Raw genomic sequence first — 17,994 nt, 5'->3', positions numbered from 1 at the left:
CCGCCTCAGCGCTTCTTCACGAACTCGGCGCGCAGCACGAGGCCCTTGATGCCCTCATGGCGGCAGTCGATCTCCTGCGGGTCGCCGGTCAGACGGATCGACTTGATGAGCGTGCCGCGCTTGAGCGTCTGGCCCGCGCCCTTCACCTCCAGGTCCTTGATCAGCGTCACCTGATCGCCATCGGCCAGCAGATTGCCGACCGCGTCGCGCACCTCGACGCTGTCGGCCGCCGCCTGCTTCGCCGCCAGTTCGGAGGCGGGGAGCCATTCGCCCGTTTCCTCGTCGAACACATAATCCTCGTCGCCGCTCATCAGCCTTCATCCCCCATGCGCAGCGCGGCGATGAATGCCTCCTGCGGAATCTGCACGCTGCCATATTCGCGCATGCGCTTCTTGCCCTCTTTCTGCTTTTCCAGCAGCTTCTTCTTGCGGGTGATGTCGCCGCCATAGCATTTGGCGGTCACGTCCTTGCGCAGCGCGGCGATGGTTTCGCGCGCGATCACCTTGCCGCCGATCGCCGCCTGGATCGGGATCTTGAACAGATGGCGGGGGATCAGGTCCTTCAGCCGCTCGCACATATGCCGCCCGCGCGCCTCGGCGGCGCCGCGATGGACGATCATCGACAGCGCATCGACCGGCTCGTTGTTGACGAGGATGTTCATCTTCACCAGATCGCCCTCGCGCATGCCGATCTGGTGATAGTCGAAGCTCGCATAGCCGCGGGAAATCGACTTCAGCCGGTCGTAGAAATCGAACACCACTTCATTGAGCGGCAGCTCATATTTGATCTGCGCCCGCCCGCCGACATAGGTCAGATCCTTCTGGATGCCGCGCCGGTCCTGGCACAGTTTCAGCAGCGCGCCGAGATATTCGTCGGGCACATAGATGGTCGCCTCGATCCACGGCTCGTCGATATGGTCGATATGGTTGGCATCCGGCATGTCGGCCGGATTGTGGAGCTGGCGCAGTTCGCCGTTGTTCATGTGGATATCGTACACCACCGACGGCGCGGTGGTGATGAGGTCGAGATCATATTCGCGGCTGAGGCGTTCCTGAATGATCTCCAGATGCAGCAGGCCGAGGAAACCGCAGCGGAAGCCGAAACCCAGCGCCGCGCTCGTCTCCATCTCGAAGCTGAACGAAGCGTCGTTGAGGCGCAGCTTGTGGATCGAATCGCGCAGCTTCTCGAAATCATTGGCGTCGACCGGGAACAGGCCGCAGAACACCACCGGCTGCACTTCCTTGAAGCCGGGCAGCGGTTCGGCGGCGGGGTTCTTCACCGTGGTGATGGTGTCGCCGACGCGGGTCTGCGCGATTTCCTTGATCTGCGCGGTGATGAAGCCGATTTCGCCCGGCCCAAGCTCCGGCAGCTGCTCGATCTTCGGGCGCATGCAGCCCACGCGGTCCACCAGATGCTCGGTGCCGCCGATCATGAACTTGATCTGCTGCCCCTTCTTCAGCACGCCGTTGATGACGCGCACGAGGATGACGACGCCGAGATAGGGGTCGTACCATGAATCGACCAGCATCGCCTTCAACGGCGCATCGCGGTCGCCCTTCGGCGCCGGTATCTTGGTGACGATGGCTTCCAGTATCTCGTCGATGCCGATCCCCGCCTTGGCGCTCGCCAGCACGGCTTCGGACGCGTCGAGGCCGATCACCTCCTCGATCTCCGCCTTCACCTTTTCCGGCTCGGCGGCGGGCAGGTCGATCTTGTTGATGACGGGCACGATCTCATGGTCATGCTCGATCGACTGATAGACGTTCGCCAGCGTCTGCGCCTCCACGCCCTGCGCGGCGTCCACCACCAGCAGCGCACCCTCGCAGGCGGCGAGGCTGCGCGACACCTCATAGGCGAAGTCGACATGGCCCGGCGTGTCCATCAGGTTCAGCTCATAGGTCTGGCCGTCCTTCGCGGTGTAATCCAGCCGGACGGTCTGCGCCTTGATCGTGATGCCGCGTTCCTTCTCGATGTCCATATTGTCGAGAACCTGCGCGGTCATCTCCCGCTCGGTCAGGCCGCCGCAGCGCTGGATGAGGCGGTCGGCCAGCGTCGACTTGCCATGGTCGATATGGGCGATGATCGAGAAATTGCGGATATGGGTGAGGTCTGCCATGGGGCGCCGATAGCAGGGGCGGCGGCTTATGTCACGAGGCGTCAAAACATACGCGCGGATCATGGTGAACCGGCTTGAGATTGCAACATCATGGCGATACGGTCACGGTCAGAACGGGGTCGTCCAGACATTGCTGACATCATCTTTCACATATTGACCTGATAGGGGGTATGACCATGAACAAGGCACAATTCCTGGCTGGGGCCTTCTCCGCCATCGCGCTGCTCGCGACGCCCGCCGTGGCGGCGGACAAGAAGGGATCCTCCGCGCGGCAGGCGCAGACCAAGGCGACGACGGAGATTCCGCGCTGCACCCGCAAGCTGGGCACGGTGGCGATCGTGGAGCCGGACACCCAGTGGTGGCGCGAACTGAGCCTCGGCAGCCCCGAGGCGATCCTGCGGGTGTTCATCCAGCAGTCGGGCTGCTTCACGCTGGTCAATCGCGGCCGCTCGATGGCCAGCCGCAACATGGAACGCGCGATGGCGGATTCCGGTGAATTGCAGGCCGGTTCCAACCTCGGCAAGGGGCAGGTGAAGGCGGCGGACTATTTCCTCCAGCCCGATATCGTCACCACCAACAGCAACAGCGGCGGCAATGCGCTGGGCGGCCTTGTCGGCGGTTTCCTGGGCGGGCGCACGCTGGGCGCACTGGCGGGCGGCATCTCGGTGAAGAAGAAGGAGGCGAACGTCACCCTGTCGATCGTCAACGCCCGCACCACCGAGGAAGAGGCGCTGGTCGAGGGCTATTTCCGCAAGTCGGACCTGAGCTTCGGCGCGGGCGGCGGCATGGGCTGGATGAGCGGCGTCGCGGCGGCCGGCGGCGGCGGCTATCAGAACACCGAGATCGGCCAGGTGATCGTGCTCGCCTATCTCGACGCCTACACCAAGCTGGTGACGCAGCTGGGTGGCCTGCCCGAAAACGCGGCGGCGGCGGCCCCGCAGGCGAAGTAACGCCCTGTTCCGCGGAAAATGAAGAGCAGCGCCCGGCCGGCTGACCGGGCGTTTGCTTTTTGGCGCACGGTATAGGCGGCAGCGTTCAGCCGGACACGCGCACCAGAAGCAAATCCACCCCCTGCCCCGGAGACGGCAGGTCGACATGCGTGTCGGTGATCCAGATCAGCCGTCCGCCGCCGTCGGTGATCCGGGCGGAAACGGCATAGCGGCCCCGCGCCTCGATCCGCGCGGGATCATAGTCGAGCGAGAAGGCGATCGGCACCTGCCGCCCGCCGGTGGCAAGCTCCGTCTCCGCGATCACCGGCGCGGCCACGTCCATCAGGCTGACATCGCTGATCCTGACCGTCACGCGCGCATCGGGCGGAAGGGCGATACGCTCGCGATAGAAAACGGTGCCGGACAGCGTGACGAGTCCGGGTGAAGCGGGTTGCACGGCGGCGCTCTCCCCCGGCGGTGTCGGCGCGCAGGCGGAAAGCGCGGCGATGGTCGAAATCAGGGCCATGACGTATCTCATTGCATCCTCCTTGCGTGACCATGAAAGGGACATTCGCGGGTTATGGCGGCAATCAGAGGCTGTTCGGGAGGTTTCGTCAATCTTGTCCCATGCATCTTCCCGCCCGATGGTCTAGAAGCCGCCCCATGTCCCGAATCGCGATCAAGATATGCGGCCTGTCGACGCCGGAGACGCTCGACGCCGCCATCGGCGCAGGGGCGAGCCATGTCGGTTTCGTCCATTTCGCCAAAAGCCCGCGCCATGTCGAGGCGGAGCAGCTCGCCGCGCTGGCCCGGCGCGTGCCCGGCCATGTGGCGAAGGTCGGCGTCATGGTGGAGCCGGAGGACGCGCTGCTCGACCTGATCCTGCGCGCAGGCAGCCTCGACGCGGTGCAACTGCACGGCAAGGAGCCGCCCGAGCGCGTCGCCGCACTGCGCGCGCGTTTCCCGCAGATCCGTTTCTGGAAGGCGGTGCCGGTCAAGACCGCCGCCGATATCGCCGCCGCCGACCGCTATCGCGATGCCGCCGACCTCATCCTGTTCGACGCCAGGACGCCCGACGGCGCGGACCTGCCGGGCGGCATGGGCCTGCGCTTCGACTGGACGCTGTTGCAGGGCCGCCCGCCCGCCGGGCCATGGGGGCTTTCCGGCGGGCTCGACCCCGCCAATGTGGGGCAGGCGATCCGCCTCACCGGCGCGCCGCTGGTCGATATCTCGTCCGGCGTCGAAAGCGCGCCGGGCATCAAGGATGTGGACAAGATCGTCGCCTTCTGCAATGCGGTGTTGCAATGTTGACGCCGGCTCTTCACCCCGCCCGTGCCCAGACACGATGGCGCTGACCGCTTCCCCCGACAGCGAAGCGATGCCCTCCATTTGTCTGCGAGACTGAAACGACCATGACCGATATTTCCAACGCCCCCAACAGCTTGCGCACCCAACCGGACGAGCGCGGACATTTCGGCCAATTCGGCGGCCGTTATGTCGCCGAAACGCTGATGCCGCTGATCCTCGACCTCGAAAAGGAATATCGCAAGGCGAAAGCCGACCCGGAATTCCAGCGCGAATTCGACTATCTGCTGCGCCATTATGTCGGCCGTCCCAACCCGCTTTATTATGCGCAGCGGCTGACCGAGGAACTGGGCGGCGCGAAAATCTATCTGAAGCGCGAGGAGCTGAACCACACCGGCGCGCACAAGATCAACAACTGCATCGGCCAGATCCTGCTGGCCAAGCGCATGGGCAAGACGCGGATTATCGCGGAAACCGGCGCGGGCCAGCATGGCGTGGCGACCGCGACGGTCGCGGCGTTGTTCAACATTCCCTGCACCATCTTCATGGGCGCGCTCGACGTGGAGCGGCAGCAGCCCAATGTATTCCGCATGAAGCTGTTGGGCGCGGAAGTGCGCGCGGTGGAAAGCGGCGCGCGCACGCTCAAGGACGCGATGAACGAGGCGCTGCGCGACTGGGTGGCGAACGTCCACGACACCTTCTACATCATCGGCACCGCCGCCGGACCCCATCCCTACCCGGAACTGGTGCGCGACTTCCAGAGCGTGATCGGTCGCGAGACGCGCGAGCAGATCATGGAAGCCGAAGGCCGCCTGCCCGACATGCTGATCGCGGCGGTCGGCGGCGGGTCCAACGCCATCGGCATGTTCCACCCGTTCCTCGACGACAAGGAGGTGGAGCTGGTCGGCGTCGAGGCGGCGGGCTACGGGCTGGAGTCAGGCCAGCACGCGGCCAGCCTCGCGGGCGGCTTCCCCGGCATCCTCCACGGCAACAAGACCTATTTGTTGCAGGATGAGGACGGCCAGATCGCCGAGGCGCACAGCATTTCGGCGGGGCTCGACTATCCCGGCATCGGGCCGGAGCACAGCTGGCTGCACGAGATCGGCCGCGCCCGCTACGAGCCGATCACCGATGACGAGGCGCTCGCCTCCTTCCAGCACCTCTGCCGCCTCGAAGGGATCATCCCGGCGCTCGAATCCTCGCACGCACTGGCCGCGGTGGAGAAGATCGCGCCGACGCTGGGCAAGGACAGGATCATCGTCGTCAACCTGTCCGGGCGCGGCGACAAGGATATCTTCACCGTCGCCAAGGCGCTGGGGGTGGAGATCTGACCATGACCGCCCATAAAGACGACCGCACCGCATCCGCCTTCGCCAGGGCCCGCGCGCAGGGGCGCGCTGCGCTCTCCATCTTCATCACCGGCGGCGACCCGACCCCGGCCCATACCGGCGCGGTCCTCGACGCGCTGGTCGAAGGGGGCGCGGACCTGATCGAACTGGGCATGCCGTTCACCGATCCGATGGCGGACGGCCCGGCCATTCAGGCGGCGAACCTGCGCGCGCTGAGCGCGGGGACGAAAACCACCGATATCCTCGCCATCGCGACCGCGTTTCGCACACGCCACCCCGACGTGCCGCTGATCCTGATGGGCTATGCCAATCCGATGATCCGGCGCGGGGCGGACTGGTTCGCGCAGGCGATCAAGGCGGCGGGCGTCGACGGCGTGATCTGCGTCGACATTCCGACCGAGGAGGATGACGAGCTCGGCCCGGCGCTGCGCGCGGCGGGCGTGCACTTCATCCGCCTCGCCACGCCGACCACCGACGCGGCGCGCCTGCCGGCCGTGCTGCAGGGCAGCGGCGGCTTTCTCTATTATGTCTCGGTCGCGGGCATCACCGGCAAGCAGCAGGCGGCGCAGGCCAGCATCGAGGCCGCCGTCGCGCATCTCAAATCCGGCACCGACCTGCCGATCGCGGTCGGCTTCGGCGTGCGCACGCCGGAACAGGCCGCCGCCATCGGCAAGGTTGCCGACGGGGTGGTCGTCGGATCGGCCATCGTCGACCTGATCGGCCGGTATGGCGCGGACGCCCCACCCCATGTGAAGGATTATGTCGCCTCGCTCCGCGCGGCGCTGGAACAGAAGGAACTCGCCCGATGAGCTGGATCAACCGGGTCCGCAAGGCCATTCCCTTCATCGCGAAGAAGGAGCAGAGCCCCGACAATCTGTGGCACAAATGCTCCGGCTGCGGCCAGATGATCTTCACCCGCGAATGGGAGGAGAATCTCTCCGTCTGCCCGAAATGCAACCATCATGGCCGCATCGGCCCGGCCGAGCGGTTCGCGCAGATATTGGACGAGGGCAGCGCCAGCCTGCTGCCCGTGCCGCAGGTGAAGGAAGACCCGCTCAAGTTCCGCGACACCAAGAAATATGCCGACCGCATCCGCGCCGCCCGCGCCGCCACCGGCGATCAGGACGCGCTGATCAACGCCAGCGGCACGATCGAGGGCGCGCCGGTGGTAATCGGCGTGCAGAATTTCGCCTATATGGGCGGGTCGATGGGCGTGGCGGTCGGCGCGGCCTTCGTGCAGGGCATCGAGGAAGCGATCGCGCGCAATTGCCCCTATATCATCTTTACCGCGGCAGGCGGCGCGCGCATGCAGGAAGGCATACTCTCGCTGATGCAGATGCCGCGCGCCACCGTCGCCATCCGCCAGCTGCATGACGCGGGCCTGCCCTATATCGTCGTGCTGACCGACCCCACCACCGGCGGCGTGACGGCGAGCTATGCGATGCTGGGCGATATCCAGATCGCCGAGCCCAATGCGCTGATCGGCTTCGCGGGCCAGCGCGTGATCGAGAACACGATCCGCGAGAAGCTGCCCGAAGGGTTCCAGCGCGCCGAATATCTGCTGGCGCACGGGATGCTCGACATGGTGGTGGACCGCAAGGACATGAAGCAGCGGCTGGCCCAGATCACCGCCTATCTGATGCCCCGCAAGGCGGCCTGACCCCGCCCCCTTTCCTTCCGACAGCCGGACCCATAGCCGATGGCCGATCACGCGGTTTCCGACGACCCCGACGTTCAGACCCAGCTCGACCGGCTCGACGCGCTGTCGCCCGGCGCGGACATATTGGGGCTGGATCGGATCAGCCGCCTGATGGAGCGCCTCGGCGACCCGCATCTGGCGCTGCCGCCGGTGTTCCATGTCGCGGGCACCAACGGCAAGGGATCGACCTGCGCCTTCCTGCGCGCCGCGCTGGAGGCGGAGGGGCGCAGCGTCCACATGTTCACCTCGCCCCATCTGGTGCGCTTCAACGAGCGCATCCGGCTGGGCGGCGCGCTGATCGGCGATGCCGACCTCGCCCGCTATCTCTCCCGCGTGCTGGACGTCGCCGGGGATGTCGGCGCCAGTTTCTTCGAGGTGACGACCGCCGCCGCCTTCCTCGCCTTTGCCGAGCATCCGGCCGACGCCTGCATCATCGAGGTCGGGCTGGGCGGCAGGCTGGACGCGACCAATGTGATCCGCACCCCCCTCGTCTGCGGCATCGCCCAGCTGGGCATGGACCATCAGGCGTTCCTGGGCGAGGGCATCACGCAGATCGCGGCGGAGAAGGCCGGCATCGCCAAGCCGGGCGTGCCGCTCGTCACCATGGATTATGAGCCGCATGTCGCCGCCGTCATCGCCGCGAAGGCGGCCGACGCGGGCGCGCGCTGGCACCCGATGAAGACCGCGTGGGACGCCGCCGTCTATCGCGACAGGCTGCATTATCGCGACGGCAAGGGGCGGATCGAAACCCCGCTGCCGCGCCTGCCCGGCCCCCACCAGCCGATGAACGCCGCGCTCGCCATCGCGATGCTGCGCCACCAGAACAGGCTGGAGGTCGGCGAGGCCGCGATCAAGGCCGCGCCGCTCTGGGCGACATGGCCCGCGCGGCTGCAACGGCTGGACAAGGGACCGCTGGTCGATCGCCTCAACGCCCATGCGCCGGGGCGGACGATCTGGCTCGACGGCGGCCATAATCCGGCGGCGGGCGAGGTCATCGCCCGCCATTTCGCCGCCAGCCTTGCGCCCGGCGAAAAGCTGGTGCTGCTGATCGGGATGCTCGCCAACAAGGAGATGGAGGGCTTTCTGGAGCCGCTGCGCGATCATATCGGCATGATCCACAGCCTGCCCATCCCCGGCCATGCCTGCCACCCGGTGGACGCCTTCGCCGCGCTGGCCGCGCGCTGGGGCATCGCCCATCGCGCCCATGACGATCTGGCCGAGGCGGCCGCCGCGATCGGGACCGGAAAGGGTGCGGAACCTCTGCTGATCGGCGGCTCCCTCTATCTTGCCGGGCAGGTGTTGCGCGCCAATGAGCAATATCCCGACTAGAGCCTTTTCAAGTCTAACGGCTGCATCTGGCGGATCGTAAGACATGGAAAACAAAGGATAATAGAGCCGATCCGATTCAATCCAGTCGGAACGGGCTTCATGATTATTGCAAATCATTATCATTTGTGTAGCATGGCTGTTCCACGCAAGGGAGCACAGCATGACCGCGCCTTTTCCCACCCCGCTCGCCGATTCCCGCGCCGCCGACCTGCGCCTGTCCTGCCCGGCCCGCACGGACGGGCCGCGCCTCCTGTTCCTGAAGACGGCGCGGCTGATGGCGATCGGCGGCGCCAACGACGCCCGCGCCGCGTCGGTGATGATGGGCTGGTTCGGCCGCAATTACCGCCGCCCGCTCATCCTCATCCGCGCGCTGATGCTGGAGATGGCGCGCATATCCGAACGGCGCATCCAGCTCGCCCCGCCGTGCAGCAATCGCCTGACCCGCGACGAGGCCACCATGCTGCGCGCGCTGGGCCGCCCGGAATGGCAGATCGACCGCTGCCATGACGATGCCTGCGCGCTGCTGTCGGTGGACAATGCGCTGGGCGCGGCGACCTGCTTTCAGGCAGTGGCGTCCTGCTTCGAGGATCTGGGCGCGCCCGTGCGCTGAACGGCGAGGCTCACTCCGCTGCCGCCCCGACCGCCGGGGACGGCGCTGCCGCCCGCCCGGCCCGCACGGTGCGCGCCCATTCGAGCAGGCACAGCACCACCGCGATGCCGCCCAGCGCGGTGGTGAACAGGAACACCGGATAATAGCCGTCCGTCTCGATCATCTGGCCGAGCGCGCCGCGCCCCAGCGTGCCGACGAGGAAGGTCAGCGACGACAGCAGCGCATATTGCACCGCGCTATAGCCCTTGGACGTGATCGACGAGAGATAGGCGACCAGCGCCGCCCCGGCGATGCCGCCCGCGATATTCTCGCCCCCGATCGCGACCATCAGCCGGGCGAGCCGCTCGTCCCCGCCCAGATGCTCGACCAGCCAGCTGAAGCCGGTATAGCGCGACACCGCGCTCATCCCCGCGCCGCCCAGCGACAGGTCCGCATAGAGCAGGTTGGTGAGCGCGGCGGTCAGCGCGCCGATGGTCATCGTCGCCATCCGCCCGATCGTCGCGAACAGCACGCCGCCCAGCGTCACGCCGAGCATCAGCGCGCCGACGCCGAAGAATTTCGACGCGACCGCGACCTCGCTCTTCGTATAGGCCAGCTCGCCCAGATAGAAGGGATAGGCGAAGGTGCCCCAGATGGTGTCGGTGATGCGGTAGGACAGCACCAGCGTCAGCACGAGGATCGCCGCCCAGCCCAGCCGGCCCATGATGTCGGTCAGCGGCAGGATGAGCGCGCGATAGCCATGGTCGAGCGCGGCGTCGGCCCAATGGCTGCGCGCCACGGCGGTGTCCAGCGTGCCCCGGCCGTTGCGCTGCATCCACGCCAGCACCGCCGCGATGATCGACGGGATGACGACCGTGGCGATGACGATGATCGGCCCCTGCACGCTGACGAACTCGACCGAGTCGGGCCGCGCCGCCGGGTCCGACCCCAGCGACAGGATCATGAAGCGCACCACGTCGCCCAGCGCCCACAGCCACAACAGGCCGACAACGCCCAGCGCGATCGCGCGGATCTTCGGGCGCAGCTCACCCGGCTCGCGCAATTGCTCGACGCTTTCGGTCATCGCCTCGGCGCGCGGATTTTCCGGCGCGAACAGGCTGACGACGCCCAGCCCGACGAGGATCGCGCCCATCAGCGCATAGACCGGCGGCCAGCCGAAGCCGTCGGCCAGGAACAGCGCCAGCGCGCCGCCGACCAGCACGGCGGCGCGATAGCCCAGCTGATAGACGGTCGACAATATCTCGACCGTCGCCGTCTCGTCGGCGACGTCGACGCGCCACGCGTCGATCACCACGTCCTGAGTCGCCGACGCGAAGGCGCCGATCCCGGCGAGCAGCGAGAACAGGCCGATCGCCCCGCGCGGGTCGAGCGTCGAGAGGATCAGCATGATCCCGCCCAGCAGCAGCTGCGCCAGCACGATCCATTGCTTGCGGCGGCCGAGCCGCTTCAGCACCGGCAGGGAAATGCGGTCGATCAGCGGCGACCAGAGGAATTTGAACGCATAGGTGAGGCCGATGAGCGAGAAAACGCCCATGGTTTCAAGGTCCACCTGCGCGTCGGAAAGCCACGCATAGAGCGTGCCGAGCAGCAACGCATAGGGCAGGCCGGAGGAAAAGCCGAACAGCACCATATAGGCGGTCTTGGGCTGGCGTATCGACCGTCCGAAGCGCGCCAGACCGCCGCCGATGCCCCGCCGCGCTGCGCTGCTTCCTTCCGTCAAACCCGTTCCCCTGAACTGAAACCGTCCTGCGACATCCTTGCGCTTGTAGCGAAAATCGGGACGCCCGCCAGCCCCGGTTGCGATCAGGCGCGGAGTCGGGCATGGGACGGGCATGAGACCGCCCCGCAAGCCCCCTTCTTCCCCCGGCCGCACGCCGCGCCCCAAAAAGGCGGAGCAGGGTCGCGCCACCTCCCGCCCCTCGCCGTCCGAGCAGGCGCGGCGCGTGGCGGAAAGCTGGGGCGTCGCCCCTGAGAACAAGCCCGCGCGCAAGAGCGGCAGCGGTCGCCCCGCCGCCGCTGGGACCAAGGCCGCCGCGTCGCGCCGGGACGGCAAGGCTCCGGCTGCCGCGCCCGCCCGCAGCAAAAATCGCACTGCCCGACCTGAAGCGCCCGCGCGCGCGCAGGCCCGGACCCGGCCCGGCGGCCAGCCCGGTCCAGCCACGCCCCGCCCTGTCCGCGCCCCGCGCTCGCCCGATCCCGCGCCGGTCCATCGCATCAAGGCGGCCAGCGAGCCGCAGCGCATCGCCAAGCTGCTGGCGCGTGCGGGCGTCGCCTCGCGACGGGAGATCGAGCGGATGATCGCGGAGGGGCGCATCGCCCTCGACGGCGTGCCGGTCGAAACGCCCGCGACGCTGCTCACCAGCCTGCGCGGCGTCAGCGTCGACGGCCAGCCGGTGGCGGACGCGGAGGCCGCGCGCCTGTTCCTGTTCCACAAGCCGTCCGGCTGCCTGACGACCGAGCGCGACCCGGCGGGTCGCCCGACCATCTACGACCGCCTGCCCGCGGGCCTGCCGCGCCTGATGCCGGTCGGGCGGCTCGACATGACCACCGAGGGCCTGTTGCTCCTCACCAATGACGGCGGGCTGAAACGCAGGCTGGAGCTGCCCTCCAGCGGGGTGGAGCGCACCTATCGCGCCCGCGCCTTCGGCGACATCAGCCAGGCGCAGCTGGAGGAGCTGATCGAGGGCATAGAGGTGGACGGCATCCGCTATGGCCGGATCGACGCCAATCTGGAACGGCGCACCGGGCGCAACCAGTGGATCGAGATGACGCTGACCGAGGGGAAGAATCGCGAGGTCCGCCGCGTGCTCGAACATCTGGGGCTGACGGTCAACCGGCTGATCCGCGTCCGCTACGGTCCGTTCGATCTCGCCGATTCGGCGCCGGGCGATCTGGTGGAGATCAAGCGCGGCGACCTCGACCGCTTCCTGCATCAGTTGAAGGAACGCGGCTGATGCGGATCATCGCCGGGAAATGGCGCGGCCGCCCGCTGGTCGCGCCGAAGGGCGATACCACCCGCCCCACGGCGGACCGCACGCGCGAGACGCTGTTCTCGATGCTGACGAGCCGCATCGGCGATCTGGAGGGGCTGGCCGTGGCGGACCTGTTCGCCGGGTCCGGCGCGCTGGGGCTGGAGGCGCTGTCGCGCGGCGCGGCGAACTGCCTGTTCGTCGAGCAGGATCGCGCCGCGCTCGACGCCCTGCGCGCCAATGCGGCGAAGCTCGGCCTCGACCGCCCGGATATCCGCGCGACCTCGGTGCTGACGCTGGGCAGCGCGCCGCGCCCGCTCGACCTCATCCTGATGGACCCGCCCTATGGCACTGGCGCGGGCGCGGTGGCGCTGGACAAGCTGAACCGGCAGGGCTGGATCGGCCCCGCCAGCTGGATCAGCATCGAAACCGACCGGCGCGAGGACGTGGCGGTCAAGGGCTTCGAGGTGGAAGCGGTGCGCGACATCGGCAAGGCCCGGCTGCACATCCTGCGCCCTGCTGCCCCTGCCTGAGGCGCGTCAACGCGCGCGCTTGCGAGTCGCTTTCTTAGCGGCCTTCGGACCTTCGCCGGGGTTGACGCAGCGGTCCTGCACATCGCCCTTGCAAACGGGATAATCGGCCTGCGGCGGCGGGGGCGGCGTCACATTGCCGCCGACCGTCACCGGATTGGCCGGGGAACCGGGCGTGGCCGCCGGATCGCGCGGCACGGCGGGGTCGGCGGGCTGGGCGTTGGGCGGCATGGTCACGGTGCCGGTCGGAACATTCGCATTGGGGTCGGGCGGCTGCTGCGCCGGATCGGGCGGTTGCTGCATCGGGTTCGGGGTCTGTTGCGGCGGCTGGGCGACGGCGGCGGAGCCGAGGCAAAGCGCAAAGGCGCCCATCAGCATCTTGATCTTCACTGCTTCTCTCCTCTTTTCTTTCCCCGCTTTTGAAGTGATTTGGGAACAGGGGGTTCAGCGCATCATAGCCCGATAGGTTCCCCCCGCGCCGAATCCGCCCTTGCCCCGCCTCTTCCTGTTCCCTAAATGTTCGGCATGACTCTTCCCGTTGCGCCCGCCCCCGATCCCGAACCGCCCTATCTCGCCGGGCTGAACGAGCCGCAGCGCAAGGCGGTGCTGACGACCGAAGGCCCGCTGCTGGTGCTTGCCGGGGCAGGCACCGGCAAGACGGCGGCGCTGACCGCGCGCCTCGCCCATCTCATCGCGACGCGGCGCGCTTGGCCGTCGGAGATTCTCGCCGTCACCTTCACCAACAAGGCCGCGCGCGAGATGAAGGAGCGCGTCGGCCGCCTGATTGGCGAGGCGGTGGAGGGGATGCCGTGGCTCGGCACCTTCCATTCCATCGGCGCGAAGATGCTGCGCCGCCATGCCGAGCTGGTGGGGTTGCAGAGCAATTTCACCATCCTCGACACCGACGACCAGTTGCGGCTGCTGAAACAGCTGATCCAGGCCGAGGGGATAGACGAGAAGCGCTGGCCCGCGCGGCAGCTGGCGGGCCTGATCGACCAGTGGAAGAACCGGGGCCTGACCCCGGCGGAGATCGACGCGGGCGAGGCGGAACCCTATGCCAATGGCGCCGGGCAGAAGATGTACGCCGCCTATCAGGCACGGCTGCTCGCATTGAACGCCTGCGATTTCGGCGACCTGCTGCTCCACCCGCTGACGCTGCTCCGCAAGGACCGGGAAGTGCTGGAGCTGTACCAGCGCCGCTTCCGCTACATCATGGTGGACGAATATCAGGACACCAACTCCAGCCAGTATCTCTGGCTGCGGCTGCTGGCGCAGACGCGCAAGAATATCTGCTGCGTGGGCGACGACGATCAGTCCATCTATTCGTGGCGCGGCGCGGAGGTCGCCAATATCCTGCGGTTCGAGCGGGATTTCCCCGGCGCGAAGATCGTCCGCCTCGAACAGAATTACCGCTCCACCCCGCATATCCTCGGCGCGGCGTCGGGCGTGATCGAGGGCAATTCGCAACGGCTCGGCAAGACCTTGTGGACCGAGATGGACGCGGGCGAGAAAGTCCGCGTCGTCGGCGTGTGGGACGGGCCGGAGGAAGCCCGCACCGTCAGCGACACGATAGAGGGGCTGCACCGCGCGGGCGAGGCGTTCGACGATTTCGCCATCCTCGTGCGCGCGCAGTTCCAGACTCGCGAATTCGAGGACCGCTTCATCCAGATCGGCCTGCCCTATCGCATCGTCGGCGGCTTCCGCTTCTACGAGCGGGCGGAGATTCGCGACGCGCTCGCCTATCTGCGGCTGGTCGCGCAACCGGCGGACGATCTGGCGTTCGAGCGCATCGTCAACGTGCCCAAGCGCGGTCTGGGCGACAAGGCGGTCGAGAAGATCCACCGCCTCGCCCGCGCCGAGGGGGTGCCGCTGCTCGCCGCTGCCGCGCATATCCTCGACACCGACGAGCTGACGCCGCAGGCCCGGCGCGCGCTCGCCAATTTCATCGCCAACATCGCCCGCTGGCGCGACATGGCGAGCCAGCTGCCCCATGCCGAACTGGCCCGCATCCTGCTCGACGAAAGCGGCTATACCGCGATGTTGCAGGCCGAGCGCACCGCCGAGGCGAGCGGGCGGCTGGAGAACCTCAACGAACTGGCGCGCGCGATGGAGGATTATGAAACCCTCGGCGCGTTTCTGGAGCATGTCAGCCTCGTCATGGACAATGACGCGGCGGAGGACGACCGCAAGGTCACGATCATGACCATCCACGCCGCCAAGGGGCTGGAGTTCAACCGGGTGTTCCTGCCCGGCTGGGAGGAAGGCGTGTTCCCCTCGCAGCGCGCGCTCGACGAAGGCGGGCTTTCCGCGCTGGAGGAGGAACGCCGCCTCGCCTATGTCGCGATCACCCGCGCGCGGCATCATTGCACCATCCTTCACGCCGCCAACCGCCGCATCTACGGGCAATGGACCAGCTCCATCCCGTCCCGCTTCATCGGCGAGCTGCCGGAGGAGCATATCGAGGAGGAGAGCAATGTCGGTGGCGGCGCGAGCCTGTGGCGCGCCAACTGGGCCGACCAGCCCGACCCGTTCCGCAATGTCGAGCGCGGCTCCGGGCGCGGCCCCGGATGGCAGCGCGCCCAGCGGACCAGCGGCATCGGCAGCATGGCCGTCGCCTCGCCGAAGGAGGCCTACAGCCCGGCGATATCGATGGCGGCCAGGCCGCGCGACGACATCGGCCTCGGCCAGCGCGTCTTCCACCAGAAATTCGGCTACGGCACCATCGCCACCATCGACGGCAACAAGCTGGAGATCGATTTCGAGCAATCGGGGCGCAAGCGGGTGATAGACAGTTTCGTGACGCCCGCATGACGCGGAAAACGAGCCTTTTTCAGGCACTGCCCGCAACAAGTCGGTTGATGCCGCCCGATCGCGGGTGCAAAGGGGCCGCATGACCAGCGTTTCCGCATCGTCCCCTGCCCCGGCGGCGTCCGCCCATCCGCTCCGCTATCGCGATTTCCGATATTATATATTGGCGCGGCTGTTCACGACGCTGGGCCAGTTTTCGATGATGATCGTCATCGGCTGGCAGACCTATTCGACCGCGCGGCTGACCATGGGCACCCACGCCGCCGCCGCGCAGCTCGGCTTCATCGGCCTTGCCCAGTTCGTCCCGGTCTTCCTGCTCTCGCCCGCCACCGGCTGGATCGCCGACCATTATGACCGGCGGCGCATCGTCATCCTCGCGGTGCTGCTGCAATTGCTGAGCGCGGCCATCCTCGCCTGGGCGACATGGGAGGAGAATATCTCGCTGCCGCTGCTGTTCGGGGTCGCCGCGCTGCTCGGCGTCGCGCGCTGCTTCAGCGGCCCGGCCTTCGGGTCGATGGTGCCGCGCCTCGTGCCGATGGAGGCGATGCCGCGCGCGCTCGCCTTCAGTTCGATGATCTGGCAGTTCGGCATGATCATCGGCCCGGCGCTGGGCGGCTATATCTTCGCCGCGTTCGCCGCCGGCCCCTATCTGCTGGCCGCGACGCTGTTCGCGATCGGCACCGCCGCCATGACCCTGATCCCGCCGCAGCCGCCGTCCGAAGCGGCGTCGGTCGACCGCCGCCCGTTGCGCCAGATACTGGAAGGCATCGCCTATGTGCGCGGCAACCGGCTGGTGCTGGGCGCGATCACGCTGGACCTGATGGCGGTGCTGCTCGCCGGGTCGACCGCGCTGCTGCCCGTCTATGCGCGCGACATCTTCCATGTCGGCGCGCAGGGGCTGGGCGAACTGGCCGCCGCGCCCGGCATCGGCGCGGCCTTCACCGCGCTGATCTTCGGCCTGCGCCCGCCCGAGCATAATGTCGGCAACAAGATGCTGATCGGCGTCGCCTTTTTCGGCGCGGCGACGGTGGTGTTCGGCCTTACCGCCTTCATGCCGTCCGGCATCGCCCGCTGGGTGGCGATGGGCGCGCTGTTCACCTGCGGCGTGGCCGACATGTTCTCAGTCTTCGTGCGCCAGACGCTGATCCAGATCTACACGCCCGACGAGATGCGCGGCCGCGTCGCCAGCTTCTCGCTCATCGCCATTTCCGCCTCCAACGAGCTGGGCGAAGCCGAATCCGGCTTCCTCGCCGCGTTGATCGGCCCCGTCAGCGCGGTTGTTGCGGGCGGGCTGGGTGCTATAGTGACCGTCGCGATCTGGGCGAAACTTTTCCCCGAAATCGGCAGGGCCAGACGCTTCGATGCCGTGGTGGACGATGGCCCCGCGACCGGACAGGAGAAAGAGCGATGAAGGCAGCAACTATCCTCGAAACCGTCGGCAACACGCCGCATATCCGCTTGAACCGCCTTTACGGGGATTTGCCTGCGGGCAGCGAGGTGTGGATCAAGTCGGAGCGGAGCAATCCGGGCGGATCGATCAAGGACCGGATCGCGCTGTCGATGATCGAGGCGGCAGAGATATCGGGCGCGCTCCGGCCGGGCGGCACGATCATCGAGCCGACCTCGGGCAATACCGGCATCGGCCTGGCGATGGTGGCGGCGGTCAAGGGCTACCGGCTGGTGCTGGTGATGCCCGAGAGCATGTCGGTCGAGCGGCGGCGGCTGATGCTCGCCTATGGCGCCAGCTTCGATCTGACGCCCAGGGAGCGCGGCATGAAGGGCGCGATCGAGCGCGCGCTCGAACTGGTCGAGCAGACGCCGGGCGCCTGGATGCCGCAGCAGTTCGAGAACCCGGCCAATGTCGAGGTGCATGTGCGCGCCACCGCGCAGGAGATCCTCGCCGATTTCGCCAATGATCCGATCGACGTGCTGATCACCGGCGTGGGCACCGGGGGACACCTCACCGGCGTCGCCGGCGTGCTCAAGCAGCGCTGGCCGCATCTCAAGGCCTATGCGGTCGAGCCCACCCTCTCTCCGGTGATCAGCGGCGGCGCGCCCGGTCCCCATCCCATCCAGGGCATCGGCGCGGGCTTCATCCCCGCCAATCTCGACACCCGGCTGCTCGATGGCGTGATCCAGGTCGATCCCGCCGACGCCAAGGAGTTCGCCCGCAAGGCCGCCCGTCTCGAAGGCATGCTGGTCGGCATCTCCTCAGGCGCCACCCTCGCCGCCATCGCCCAGAAGCTTCCCGACCTCGATCCCGGCTCCCGCGTCCTCGGCTTCAACTACGACACCGGCGAACGCTATCTCTCCGTCCCCGACTTCCTCCCCGAATAGGCAAAGGAAAACA

Annotated in this window: 17 protein-coding genes; 12 read left to right on the top strand and 5 right to left on the bottom strand. The window is 67.6% G+C overall.

All coding sequences use genetic code 11. The annotated features are described in order from the left end of the window. Window positions 1-5 precede the first annotated feature (5 nt). Window positions 6-311, bottom strand: a complete 306-nt coding sequence (locus GGR43_RS05665) for an alkylphosphonate utilization protein (RefSeq protein ID WP_188070986.1) — start codon at window positions 309-311, stop codon at window positions 6-8. After that, entirely contained in the window at window positions 311-2,116 is a 1,806-nt protein-coding gene (gene lepA / locus GGR43_RS05660; RefSeq protein ID WP_188070985.1) for a translation elongation factor 4, read from the bottom strand. The genes GGR43_RS05665 and lepA overlap by 1 nt, the downstream gene beginning before the upstream one ends. 176 nt (window positions 2,117-2,292) lie before the next feature. Between lepA and GGR43_RS05655 the strand changes: the two genes are divergently transcribed. Next, window positions 2,293-3,066 (top strand): CsgG/HfaB family protein, encoded by a 774-nt coding sequence (locus GGR43_RS05655; RefSeq protein WP_246343363.1) that lies wholly within the window; start codon window positions 2,293-2,295, stop codon window positions 3,064-3,066. Between the two features lie 85 nt (window positions 3,067-3,151). On the opposite strand, the gene GGR43_RS05650 is transcribed toward GGR43_RS05655, so the two are convergent. Then, window positions 3,152-3,571, bottom strand: coding sequence for a YbaY family lipoprotein (locus tag GGR43_RS05650; RefSeq protein WP_246343362.1), 420 nt, complete (start codon window positions 3,569-3,571; stop codon window positions 3,152-3,154). Between the two features lie 137 nt (window positions 3,572-3,708). Between GGR43_RS05650 and GGR43_RS05645 the strand changes: the two genes are divergently transcribed. The 6 genes from GGR43_RS05645 to GGR43_RS05620 all read left to right on the top strand — a co-directional run bounded on the left by GGR43_RS05645 (window position 3,709) and on the right by GGR43_RS05620 (window position 9,337). Beyond that, a complete protein-coding gene (locus GGR43_RS05645) occupies window positions 3,709-4,356 on the top strand; it encodes a phosphoribosylanthranilate isomerase (protein WP_188070982.1) in 648 nt (215 codons plus the stop codon). Between the two features lie 101 nt (window positions 4,357-4,457). Next, window positions 4,458-5,681, top strand: coding sequence for a tryptophan synthase subunit beta (trpB, locus tag GGR43_RS05640; protein WP_188070981.1), 1,224 nt, complete (start codon window positions 4,458-4,460; stop codon window positions 5,679-5,681). A gap of 2 nt (window positions 5,682-5,683) precedes the next feature. Next, window positions 5,684-6,508, top strand: a complete 825-nt coding sequence (gene trpA, locus GGR43_RS05635; protein ID WP_188070980.1) for a tryptophan synthase subunit alpha — start codon at window positions 5,684-5,686, stop codon at window positions 6,506-6,508. Further along, window positions 6,505-7,359, top strand: a complete 855-nt coding sequence (gene accD, locus GGR43_RS05630) for an acetyl-CoA carboxylase, carboxyltransferase subunit beta (RefSeq protein ID WP_188070979.1) — start codon at window positions 6,505-6,507, stop codon at window positions 7,357-7,359. Before trpA ends, accD begins: the two co-directional genes overlap by 4 nt. 39 nt (window positions 7,360-7,398) lie before the next feature. Next, the gene (locus GGR43_RS05625) at window positions 7,399-8,727 is read left to right on the top strand and encodes a bifunctional folylpolyglutamate synthase/dihydrofolate synthase (RefSeq protein WP_188070978.1); all 1,329 of its coding nucleotides are present in this window, start codon (window positions 7,399-7,401) and stop codon (window positions 8,725-8,727) included. Window positions 8,728-8,887: 160 nt separating this feature from the next. Then, window positions 8,888-9,337, top strand: a complete 450-nt coding sequence (locus GGR43_RS05620; protein ID WP_246343360.1) for a DUF6628 family protein — start codon at window positions 8,888-8,890, stop codon at window positions 9,335-9,337. 10 nt (window positions 9,338-9,347) lie between these two features. Here GGR43_RS05620 and GGR43_RS05615 read toward each other — a convergent pair whose 3' ends face one another. Further along, window positions 9,348-11,057, bottom strand: a complete 1,710-nt coding sequence (locus tag GGR43_RS05615; protein WP_246343359.1) for an AmpG family muropeptide MFS transporter — start codon at window positions 11,055-11,057, stop codon at window positions 9,348-9,350. Window positions 11,058-11,169: 112 nt separating this feature from the next. On the opposite strand from GGR43_RS05615, the gene GGR43_RS05610 reads away from it, so the two are divergent. Next, window positions 11,170-12,291: a pseudouridine synthase gene (locus GGR43_RS05610; RefSeq protein WP_188070977.1), complete on the top strand. Its 1,122-nt coding sequence runs from the start codon at window positions 11,170-11,172 to the stop codon at window positions 12,289-12,291. Further along, complete coding sequence (gene rsmD / locus GGR43_RS05605) at window positions 12,291-12,839, top strand: 16S rRNA (guanine(966)-N(2))-methyltransferase RsmD (RefSeq protein WP_188070976.1); 549 nt, start codon at window positions 12,291-12,293, stop codon at window positions 12,837-12,839. Before GGR43_RS05610 ends, rsmD begins: the two co-directional genes overlap by 1 nt. A 6-nt stretch (window positions 12,840-12,845) precedes the next feature. Here the strand turns inward: rsmD and GGR43_RS05600 are convergent, their stop codons facing one another. Further along, entirely contained in the window at window positions 12,846-13,226 is a 381-nt protein-coding gene (locus GGR43_RS05600) for a Fe-S oxidoreductase (protein ID WP_188070975.1), read from the bottom strand. A 135-nt stretch (window positions 13,227-13,361) separates the two neighbouring features. Here GGR43_RS05600 and GGR43_RS05595 point away from each other — a divergent pair, with 135 nt between their 5' ends. From GGR43_RS05595 to cysK, 3 genes are all read left to right on the top strand, one after another. Continuing rightward, a complete protein-coding gene (locus tag GGR43_RS05595; RefSeq protein WP_188070974.1) occupies window positions 13,362-15,647 on the top strand; it encodes an ATP-dependent helicase in 2,286 nt (761 codons plus the stop codon). 79 nt (window positions 15,648-15,726) lie between these two features. After that, a complete protein-coding gene (locus GGR43_RS05590) occupies window positions 15,727-17,055 on the top strand; it encodes an MFS transporter (RefSeq protein WP_188070973.1) in 1,329 nt (442 codons plus the stop codon). After that, complete coding sequence (gene cysK / locus GGR43_RS05585) at window positions 17,052-17,981, top strand: cysteine synthase A (RefSeq protein ID WP_188070972.1); 930 nt, start codon at window positions 17,052-17,054, stop codon at window positions 17,979-17,981. Before GGR43_RS05590 ends, cysK begins: the two co-directional genes overlap by 4 nt. Window positions 17,982-17,994 lie beyond the last annotated feature (13 nt).

The sequence above is a fragment of the Sphingobium jiangsuense genome (assembly GCF_014196495.1).
In the GTDB taxonomy this organism is placed as follows: Bacteria; Pseudomonadota; Alphaproteobacteria; order Sphingomonadales; family Sphingomonadaceae; genus Sphingobium; species Sphingobium jiangsuense.
The sequence above is the reverse complement of the archived record's forward strand: the minus strand, read 5'-3'. Positions and strand labels throughout refer to the sequence as shown.